Origin of the sequence: Saccharicrinis sp. 156, from assembly GCF_050589685.1 — a bacterium.
GTDB lineage: Bacteria > Bacteroidota > Bacteroidia > Bacteroidales > Marinilabiliaceae > Saccharicrinis.
On the sequence record NZ_JBNGOS010000047.1, the window covers coordinates 33,955 to 44,443 of the forward strand.

General features: G+C 39.0%; 6 protein-coding genes. 4 read left to right on the forward strand and 2 right to left on the reverse strand.

Annotated elements, in window-relative coordinates:
• Positions 1–137: 137 nt before the first annotated feature.
• Positions 138–776 (reverse strand): LysE family translocator, encoded by a 639-nt coding sequence (locus tag ACRD64_RS22005; RefSeq protein ID WP_430936146.1) that lies wholly within the window; start codon positions 774–776, stop codon positions 138–140.
• Positions 777–1,373: 597 nt separating this feature from the next.
• Between ACRD64_RS22005 and ACRD64_RS22010 the strand changes: the two genes are divergently transcribed.
• Positions 1,374–3,629, forward strand: a complete 2,256-nt coding sequence (locus ACRD64_RS22010; RefSeq protein ID WP_430936148.1) for an inorganic phosphate transporter — start codon at positions 1,374–1,376, stop codon at positions 3,627–3,629.
• Between the two features lie 553 nt (positions 3,630–4,182).
• The gene (gene rbr / locus ACRD64_RS22015; RefSeq protein ID WP_430936150.1) at positions 4,183–4,758 is read left to right on the forward strand and encodes a rubrerythrin; all 576 of its coding nucleotides are present in this window, start codon (positions 4,183–4,185) and stop codon (positions 4,756–4,758) included.
• A 458-nt stretch (positions 4,759–5,216) separates the two neighbouring features.
• Here rbr and ACRD64_RS22020 read toward each other — a convergent pair whose 3' ends face one another.
• Positions 5,217–6,557, reverse strand: a complete 1,341-nt coding sequence (locus ACRD64_RS22020; protein ID WP_430936152.1) for a tetratricopeptide repeat protein — start codon at positions 6,555–6,557, stop codon at positions 5,217–5,219.
• Positions 6,558–6,947: 390 nt separating this feature from the next.
• Between ACRD64_RS22020 and ACRD64_RS22025 the strand changes: the two genes are divergently transcribed.
• Both ACRD64_RS22025 and ACRD64_RS22030 read left to right on the forward strand, forming a co-directional pair.
• Positions 6,948–8,837, forward strand: coding sequence for an AMP-dependent synthetase/ligase (locus ACRD64_RS22025; protein WP_430936154.1), 1,890 nt, complete (start codon positions 6,948–6,950; stop codon positions 8,835–8,837).
• Between the two features lie 450 nt (positions 8,838–9,287).
• Positions 9,288–10,106: an outer membrane beta-barrel protein gene (locus ACRD64_RS22030; protein WP_430936156.1), complete on the forward strand. Its 819-nt coding sequence runs from the start codon at positions 9,288–9,290 to the stop codon at positions 10,104–10,106.
• The last annotated feature ends 383 nt before the right edge of the window (positions 10,107–10,489 follow it).

A 10,489-nucleotide genomic window follows, 5' to 3' on the forward strand; every position in this document is an offset into this window, starting at 1 on the left:
GAATATGTTATTTAATAATCAGGATAAGTTGTTAATGTATTACCGAACAAAATACAACGCCGTGAATGCCTAAGCTATATTTTTTACGATACACAAGGGTTCCAGTGGACCAGAAACTGCCGGTCAATGCGTATGAATTAATCCAACGGGCTGTCGATCATGAATATAATAAAGCCGATAATGACCAAAATAACGATGGCGGCACCGGTAATCTTGTTCAGCCACCAAAGTCGGCGAAGGTTAATTTTTGAACGGAAAAGATTGATTAGGGAGGAAAGGATAAACCACCAAAGGGAAGCCCCACACAACACTCCCCCGATTAAAACGAAGTGACTGAAGGCATCAACACCGGGCTTTACCGCACCAAAACTGGCAAAGAAGGCCAGAAATAAAAAAATAGCCAATGGATTGGATATGGTGATGAAAAAAGTGGAGATGAAATCCTGGAATAAATTAGACTTTCCTTTTCGTTGTTTACGTAACTGTACTGCAGGGTTACTGTAAAAAATATTAATTCCGAGTAAAATCAATAATATGGCACCGAAAATTTGAATGTAAAGCAGTTGTTTTTCAATAAAGCTAATAATAAAGGAAAGGCTAAAACCTGCGGCAACAGCATATATGGTATCGCTGAAGGCAGCTCCCATACCGGATATAAAGCCAGACCAGCGCCCCTTGTTTAACGTGCGCTGAATGCACAACACTCCGATTGGTCCAAGAGGAATGGAGGCAGAAAATCCGATTATGATGCCATCGATTAAATACTGTACTAGCATGTATTAAAAATCAAGTTGAGTTCCTTTAATTACAACAAACCATTTTATAATTTAGTGAACTTTGTTTTACAAACCAAGCCGTACTGATTTATTATATTTCACAATATTAAATGATAGTGATACTTGTGCATTCATATTTAAAGAGATTTTTACTTACATTGCACATTGAATGTGATCTGCGTTTTACCAATCAATATTGAATGATTTTGGTATACTGTCAACTTCTGTCTATATTGTAAGGGTGAGCAAAAATAGAATAAAAATCTACAGATTAAAATTTTATTTGAGCCTTTGTTGTTGACATCGGACCATACCTATATTAGAAACATGTTTGAATATATGACGGCAGGTTTAATAACTTTTTCTTAACACTAATAGTAGGGCTACATCAGTCATAGAAAATTAAACTTATTGAGTATCAAAGGACAGGATTTTTAAAGCAAACATAAGTACAAAATATTAATTAATTGATCGTTAATATATTTCGGATATTTAACAACTTAACATTCAGATAACATTAAATTAATATTTAACAAACAAGTATAGTGTGATAACTACCTATGTTTGCGCCGCAAAATAAACTATAATTTAACTATAATGGAAAATGCTTATGTGATTCTGATAGTCGTATTGTTTGTTCTGGCTATTTCAGATTTGGTGGTTGGTGTCAGTAACGATGCTGTTAACTTTCTTAACTCGGCACTGGGGTCTAAGGCCGCACCATTTAAGGTAATCATGATTATCGCCGCCCTGGGTATTTTTATTGGAGCTACTTTTTCAAGCGGTATGATGGAGGTTGCACGAAAAGGGATTTTCAATCCGCAACACTTCTATTTCTCCGAAATCATGATCATCTTTTTGGCAGTAATGATAACGGATGTATTGCTTCTGGACCTGTTCAACACCTTTGGGATGCCAACCTCAACTACCGTTTCCATTGTTTTTGAACTGTTGGGAGGTGCCATTGCTGTTTCAGTTATCAAGTTTACGAAGAATCCAGACATTCCTATCAGTGAGTATATAAACACGGCCAAGGCGCTTGCCATTATTTCAGGTATACTGCTATCTGTGGTAGTGGCCTTTTCCGCAGGAGCCATTGTTCAATATCTGACCCGGCTTGTTTTTTCTTTTAATTACGACAAGCGACTTAAATATATGGGCGCTCTTTGGGGAGGAATTGCCATTACTTCCATTACCTATTTTATTTTGATTAAGGGGGTCAAAGGCGCTTCTTTTATGGATGATGCCTCAAAAGATTGGGTGAAGGCAAATACCATTCAAATTATCAGCATCTGTTTTGTGGGATGGACGATTTTATTGCAGTTAATGCGTATAATCTTTAAAACAGATATACTTAAATTAACCGTATTGGTCGGAACCTTTGCCTTGGCTATGGCATTTGCCGGGAACGATTTAGTTAACTTTGTGGGTGTGCCTTTGGCCGGTTTTGAATCCTTTAAAATATTCAAAGCTTCCGGCGTTGCGGCAGATAGCTTATTAATGGAATCGTTGGCCGGGAAAGTGAAAACGGACACTTACCTACTTGTGATCGCCGGATTAATCATGGTAGCCACACTATGGACATCGAGAAAAGCGCGCAGCGTTGTAAAAACATCGCTTGATTTGGCCCGGCAACATGAAGGAGAGGAAAGGTTTGGATCTTCATACCTTTCGCGTGTTATTGTCCATGGTGTTGTTAACATGTCAAATACTTTCAACAAGTTTATCCCCGTACATATTAAATCCGGTATCGACAAACAGTTCGATCCATCCAATTACGAAAAGAAAAGAAACGAATTAGGTGATGAAGCTCCGGCTTTTGATATGTTGAGAGCGTCAGTGAATCTGGTGGTGGCAAGTATTCTTATTTCTATGGCCACATCTTATAAGTTGCCTTTGTCCACAACCTATGTCACTTTTATGGTAGCTATGGGTAGCTCATTAACCGATGGTGCCTGGGGGCGCGAAAGCGCTGTTTATCGAGTAACAGGTGTGCTTTCGGTAATTGGAGGATGGTTTTTGACTGCTTTCTCCGCATTTACTGTCGCTTTCATTATGGCCAATATTATTTATTTTGGTGGAATATATGCCGTTTTCGCACTTATCATCCTATCCTTAATATTAATTTACAGAACTCAAATTATAAGCAAGAAAATTAGCGCAAGCAGGTTGGTAACTGAAGAAGTCGATCTTGAGGAAGTTGAAGAAAAAGCCCTGGCCAAAGTATTGTTCGACAAGTGCACACGCAATGTAACAGCTTCGTTAAGACAGATTTCAGATCTTTATTCTGCATCATTAACTTGTTTTCAAGCGGAAAACAGAAAAGAGTTAAAGCAAAAACAAAAAGAAATTAGCCAGGTTAATAAAACCATTAAAAAGTACAAAAACAATATCTACAAAACGGTTAAAAAATTACAGGAATCTGATATTGACTCAAGCTTACATTACGTGCAGGTAATCGATTACCTAAGAGAATCAGCTCATGCACTTACCTATATAGCACAGCCGTTTTACGAACATTTAGATAATAATCATTCACCATTTACTTCCGATCAATTTAAAGATGTTAGTGTATTAAAAGGTGAGGTAGAAGTTTTAATCAGTAAAGTGATTAATATGATTAACAAAGGATCTTACACTGATTTAGATCCGCTTTCTTCCGAGTTGTTGGCAACAATGGATAATCTGAAGGATTTACGTAAAAAACAGTTGCGCAGAATCAAAAAGGAAAAATCAAGTACACATACTAGCATGCTTTATTTGAACTTTTTACACGAGACGCAAAATATGATCCTGCATTTAGGAAATGTATTAAAAGCGCAACGTGACTTTGGAAAACATAACAATCTATAAAAACCTACTGGAGATGCTGCAACGGCAGTTTCTCCTTGTTTTTCAAATGGCCGGTTCGATGAACACAATCTAAACATGACTAAAACCCGCCATATGCATTAGAAATCCTCTTACGCAGATCAACTGCGTCAAAACAAGGCATTTCATTGAGTTGCTTCAACTCACCGGAGCGGAGCCTCCGAAAGTAATCGGGACAAGTTATGCCTCGTTTCGGCAACGCTTTGTTTTATCGTATTTTTAATGCCCATTATATACCTTTATAATAGGTATCCGGGTTAAACCACAGCAAAGTGAGATTTTCTATCCTGATTGCACTGGCGACGGAGGACGATTGCTGACATTAAAAGATTTATCAAGCTCCTGAAGACAGATCTCGGATAACAGTTCCCGGTCCGTCGTACCGACAACTGCTGGCTGTTGACTGCAGGTTATAATTCCTTTTGAATAAAAGTTAGAAACATTCTAAATTGCCCATGGATCGACCTACCCCCCTACATAATTTAGTACCTTTACTTTTCAAATATAAATACAGCCAATAATTAAACAAGCAATTATGAAAAGTTTAAAAGGAACAAAAACAGAGCAAAATTTACTGAAAGCTTTTGCCGGGGAATCACAGGCGCGAAACAGATATACATACTTCGCCAAACAAGCTAAAAAAGAAGGACTGGAGCAGATTTCGGCCATTTTTACGGAAACAGCCGAGCAAGAAAGGGAGCACGCTAAACGCTTTTTTAAATTCCTGGAAGGTGGGATGGTTGAAATCACCGCTACCTATCCTGCCGGTATCATTGGCACCACACTCGACAATCTGAAAGCTGCTGCTGAAGGCGAAAACGAGGAGTGGACGGAATTATATCCTGAGTTTGCTAAAATTGCGGAAGAAGAAGGGTTTAAAGAAGTGGCAGTGGCCTTTAAGATGATTGCTAAGGTAGAAGCTTTCCACGAGGAAAGATACCTTACTTTGTACAGCAACCTGGAAGCAGGCAAGGTATTTGAAAAGGATGGCAAAGTAGTTTGGAAGTGTCGTAATTGTGGTTTCCTTCATGAAGGAACAAAGGCCCCACAGAAATGTCCGGCTTGCTTGCACGACCGCGCTTATTTCCAGGTTAAAGAAAATAATTATTAGTATGCGGTTAAACCCGCAATATGCATTAGAAATTCTATTACACATTGAAATTACTTTAAAACAAGACACTTCGTTGCATCACTTCAACTCACCAGAACGATGCTCCCGAAAGTAATCGGGACAAGTTATGCGTCGTTTCGGTAATGCCTTGTTTTATGGTACTTGCAATGCTCATGACGAACCTCCAATACATAATCCGGGTTAAGCAGGTCATGGGGCAATGGTCATACGCGAATCGTATCAAACATTAAATTTAAATGATATTGCAATAAGTCTGAAAGCATGGTAGTTAATAGCTTTGTTTCAGACTTGCCGTATGAGAATAACATGATGAAATGGCAAGGGGCGAGGCCCCTTGTTTTGTGATGTAAGGTTTTCAGCCTATTATAAATGCCGGTATTCCCAACCTTTGATCCGCATTGTTTAGCCATGCCCACTATCCCATGACCAATAACACCTTACCTGAACCTCACTTTAGTACTTTCATTGATCCAGGCTCCCAGTTTATACGAATCCCCTTCCTGTAAACCATGAAAGAAACCGGTTTCCTGATCTGGAATATATTTTGAGTACAGGGCAATTTGCTTTTCTGCCTCAGCTGCACATTCCGGGTCAATTTGCCTTGCTTTTGAAAAATTGTCGATAGCTACCCAATAAACCGTGGCTTGCTCAAAATCATCTTTGCCATAGTTCTTGCTTCCGGCGGCATAAATATTTCCTAGCAACAAATATGGTTTTCCCCAGTCTCCATGTAAGGATATGGCTTCGCGGGCATATTGCCTTGCCTTCTGATAGTTCTTGTTGTGTGCAAATTCCAGCACGGCCAGTTCGTAATTATATGTTGACTGGGCTTCGTTATCGTCACATATAACAATGGCTTTATGGTAATATTCTGCAGCTTTTGTAAAGTCCCCTTTTTTAACAAACATCTTTGCCAAATGGTGCGCCGAGCTATGAGAGGGGCTGATGGCATAGTTTTTTTCAACGGCCTTAAAATAGAGTGTTGATTGGTTGCATTCCAGTTTATCCAACAGGTTCAATATTCTTGCAATATTATCCGGGTTTTCGCTGTCCGCATTAAACTGGTCGGTCAATAATGGTTCGACCACGCCACATCCCCCCGCTCCGCTTCTGATCAATACATCTTCACACCCTTTTCTTATTTTTAATATACGTGGTTTTACTTTCGGACTGGCCTTGGCCAATTGTACATCCAAAACGGTGGAAATGGCTAAAAAGTCGTTTAAGAACTGTTGTTCGTTAAGGTCGCCATGATCCAGCAGGCTATTTGAAGTCTTCAGCCAGGTAAACAGCACCGCATCTTCCGATTTGTCTCCTTGTAACTCGAACGATTTTGAAAACCAATCATAGGCATCTTTCATGGCTTGGGCCTGGCCTCTTCTGTACTTCATTAAATCCAGGGCTTTTCTTCCCAAAATCCATCCCTCGGGGTATTTGGGGTGGGATGAATAATACTGTATACGTTGGTTGTAAATCATCATAATGGTATCCACCACTTCCGATTTACGCAGCTTGGTTTTTGCCGTAGAGTAATAATGATGGTAAATTTTAATTCCGTCGGAATATAATTTCACGCTGGTTTGCGGACAATTTGTAAACATATAATTCCATGGTTCAACCGCGTAGTCGTACATTCTTTTTTTCAGGTTTAAAGAATAGAGGGAAAACTTTTTTAAGCATTCAATGCTATCTTCTTCGCTTTGATATCCGTTTTCGTTTTTAGCGAATACACTTATACCCAAAAGCAATACACCCAATAATGCCATATTTCTTTTCATTGTGATCCGGTTTATGTGAGTCTTAATTAATTTAGTTTTTATTGAAGTTTAGTGCGTATTGCTGATGGAAATCAATAATCTTGCCAGTATGTATTAATAGACATACAGTGAGATAGATAGGAGGGTTGGGGTGTTTATGTCGGTCTTTAAAACTGTTCGGTTGTTGTCAAAAACTGTTCGATTATGGACAGTAAATTATCCCAAAATTATCATTGGATTTCATCTAAAAGCCAATTGGATGAACAAAACCTAAACATGACTTCGTGCCGACTGAAATAGGCATTGACTTTTGAAAATCGTTATAATGAATCACTGTCGTTGTCAGAGACAGAAATAAATCTTGAATTATTTGGGCTATATTTGTGAAATTATATTTATCAGAACCATCATATGGAATCAATTATCAGTTTCTTCAAGAAAAAAGTAGAACAATTTCCGGACAATACCTTACTGTGGGAAAAGAACCATCAGACCTTTAAACCTACAAGTTATAAAGAAACATATGTCCTTGTTCGGCAGTTGGCATTGGGGTTAAGGGAATTAGGTGTTTCTTCCGGTGAACGGCTGGCTTTACTTTCCGAAGGCAGAAATTTATGGTTGATGAGTGAGTTGGCAGTATTGAGCAACAAGGCCATTACTGTTCCCCTTTCTGTAAAGTTGGAGCCCGATAATGATTTAATATTTCGTTTAAAGCACTCTGAGAGTACATATATACTGGTATCTCAAAATCAGCTGGAAAAAATAAGGATCGTAAAAAAAGATCTTCCGGAGCTTAAAAAAATAGTGGTTTTCACGCCGGATTTACCGCTGGAAGAGGACGAAATGGATATTCAAACTATCATTGAAACAGGAAAAAAAATACTATACAAAGATCCACAAGCCTACGAGATACTTACCCAAGATGTGAACCCGGATGACATTGCAACCATCACCTACACCTCCGGTACAACGGCCCAGCCCAAAGGCATCATGCTTTCGCAACGAAACTATACGGCTAATGTAGAGCAGGCATTTAGCTACATTAATATCCCGGCTGCATACCGAACTTTGGTGGTATTGCCCTGGGACCATGCTTTTGCGCATACCGCTGCCCTTTATTCGTTTATGGATACAGGTGCAAGTATAGCTTCCGTTCAGGTGGGGAAAACACAGTTGGAGACCCTGAAAAACTTCACCAACAACATTCGTGAGATACAGCCGCATGTATTGATGAGTGTTCCGGCAATGGCCAAAAACTTTAAAAAGAATATAGAAAAAAGCATTGAGCAGAAGGGAAAGGCAATATTTTCATTATTTAGGTTCGCATTGAAGCTATCTTATTGGTACAATGGTACCGGCAACAACAAAGGTGCAGGAATAAAATGGGTGGCCAAACCTTTGTTGAGCCTGTTTGATAAAATAATATTTAACAAGATCAAGATTGGTTTTGGAGGTAACCTGACTTTTTTTATTGGTGGGGGAGCCCTTCTTGATTTTGAACTCCAACAATTCTTTTATGCCATCGGAATCCCTATGTACCAGGGGTATGGATTAAGCGAAGCTTCGCCTATTATTTCGGCCAATACACCCAAATACCACAAACTGGGTTCTTCGGGGAAGATTGTCAATAATCTGGAGATTCAGGTTTGCGATGACAATGGAAAAGCGCTTGGAACCGGTCAACTCGGGGAAATCGTCATTCGAGGGGAAAACGTAATGAAAGGTTACTGGAAGAACCCGGACGCCACCCGAGATACCATAAAGCAGGGTTGGCTTTATACAGGTGACCTGGGATACCTGGATGAAGAGAACTATCTGTATGTTAAAGGGAGGTTTAAAAGCCTTTTGATTGGTTCCGACGGAGAAAAGTACAGCCCGGAGGGTATAGAAGAAGCCATCATTGATCACTGCGACCTCATTGATCAGGTGATGCTTTACAACAATCAAAATCCTTATACGACTGCCATCGTGGTGCCTAATATCGAAAAAATAAAAGCCTTGAGCAAGGAAAATAGTACTGAGGAAATACTAATTTTGATAGAAAGGGAACTAAATAAATTCAAAAAAGGAGGCAGGCATGAAACCTTATTTCCGCAGCGATGGCTTCCTTCCACTTTTGCCGTAGCTTCAGAGCCGTTTACAGAACAAAACAAACTGATAAATAGCACGATGAAGATGGTCAGGGATAAGGTAGGCACCTTTTTTCAAAAGGAAATTGATATGTGTTATTCACCGGAGGGCAAAATAATAACAAATACGGTAAATATCGAAAACCTAAAAAAGATGCTAAATGGATTTTAAGTTGATTCGGTAAGTGCCGGGAATATATACGATAACATACAGAGATATGGGCAACGGATGGCATCACTTAAAACCATTTTATCCGGGTTTAAACGCATGTTGGTAATTGAAATTTTGATCTTGCTCGACAAATTAAGGCCGCTCAACTAAAAATATCATAAAAAAATACAGATTAGTGCCTTTGGATTAAGATTAAATTTTATTTTTGCACTTATTAGATGTATTATAGGTAGTGGTAAGATGATGGTTGAAGTGCATTTTATCACTATTTTAATTATAGGTAAATTACGTTATATCCTAAGCTATAAAGATATTTGCAGACAATTTAAAGCATCAAATAAGTATAAAATATTGAAAAGATTTTCTTTTTTTAAACTTTTTGTCATTTTTATACGTAATAAACCTGTCGATAAACTAATCTAAATGCAACAACACCTTAAAAAGGCTCTGATGGGCTGCATAATATTAATGTTTTCTGTTTCTGTATTCTCACAGTACAGGACCAAGAGGAGGCAGTTTCTCGAAGGTTTTAAGATACAGCCTAAAGCCGGGGTCAATATGTTTTTCGGCGATTTGGTTTCTGAAGACAGGACAAATTATGTGTTTGGTGTAGCTGCAGAAAAGGAATTACTGCCTTATTTAAACGCCAGGGCCGACCTGAATTATGGTTCCATGAAGGGGACGCAAATTGAGGATGAATATTCAGAACCTTATGCTACATTTGATAACTCTTTTATTCAGTTTAGCCTGGGAGCTACCTTTAGACCTTTAGATTTATCTTTGGGGTTGTTTAAGCAGCGTTTATTTAAACCATATATAATTGCAGAAGGAGGTATTTTACAATTTAGTGCTACAGAATATTGGGGAGGTGCAGGACCATCGATTACAGAACCAGGATCGGTTTGGAGAGAAGTAAGTGGGGCTACTCCTGTTATTTCTTTTGGAGGTGGAGTAAATTACTATTGGAATAGCCATTTTAGCGTTACTGCAGAAATCATTGCTAATAAGGTATTTTCCGATCAATTGGACGGCCATGATGAATGGTATATTGGTTATGGTACTCCTCAGCAGCAAACTGTTGTTACAGGTGCCAGTGACTTCTTTTATGTAGCGACTATTGGTATCACCTACTTGTTTGACGACAGTCAATGGAGGAACTCGCCCAAATACAACAGAAAGGCTTACTTAAAAACGCGTAGCCTTTATAAGAGGTCCAGAACAAAGTATAGACGACCTAGCAAGCGAAAAACAAGACTTTACAAAAAATAAAAAAAAGCTCCTTAAGGGAGCTTTTTTTATGGCTAATGCTTTCCGGCAAGCCTCCGCACGTTGTCGATATAGGAGGATTCGTTTTGGAGAATTGGCTTTATATTATCTTTTCAAGTGTTGTTTGTTCATTTTGCCTTGATGCGGAAGATAACATGCTAAGTCAATCCCCCGCAGGATGTTGCATTGCTGCAATTCATCCGGGTTCCCCTTTCCTTGTAACATGCTACGTTCACCCCTGGCCCCTAAAGGGGAAAGTCTTTGCACTGTTTGGATAGGAGGGTGCCATGTGCCGATTTTCCGCCAACCGTTAAATCATCTTCTTTGTATCGGGACAGGCTACTTCGTTCCAACAGGTAGGTAATGGGTTTAGGAATAATTTCCCC

Bases quoted from the DNA above. Each gene is read 5' to 3' on its own strand.
- ACRD64_RS22020 (WP_430936152.1), bottom strand. From the start codon at position 6,557: ATGAAAAGAAATATGGCATTATTGGGTGTATTGCTTTTGGGTATAAGT.
- rbr (WP_430936150.1), top strand. From the start codon at position 4,183: ATGAAAAGTTTAAAAGGAACAAAAACAGAGCAAAATTTACTGAAAGCT.
- ACRD64_RS22010 (WP_430936148.1), top strand. From the start codon at position 1,374: ATGGAAAATGCTTATGTGATTCTGATAGTCGTATTGTTTGTTCTGGCT.
- ACRD64_RS22005 (WP_430936146.1), bottom strand. From the start codon at position 776: ATGCTAGTACAGTATTTAATCGATGGCATCATAATCGGATTTTCTGCC.
- ACRD64_RS22030 (WP_430936156.1), top strand. From the start codon at position 9,288: ATGGGCTGCATAATATTAATGTTTTCTGTTTCTGTATTCTCACAGTAC.
- ACRD64_RS22025 (WP_430936154.1), top strand. From the start codon at position 6,948: ATGGAATCAATTATCAGTTTCTTCAAGAAAAAAGTAGAACAATTTCCG.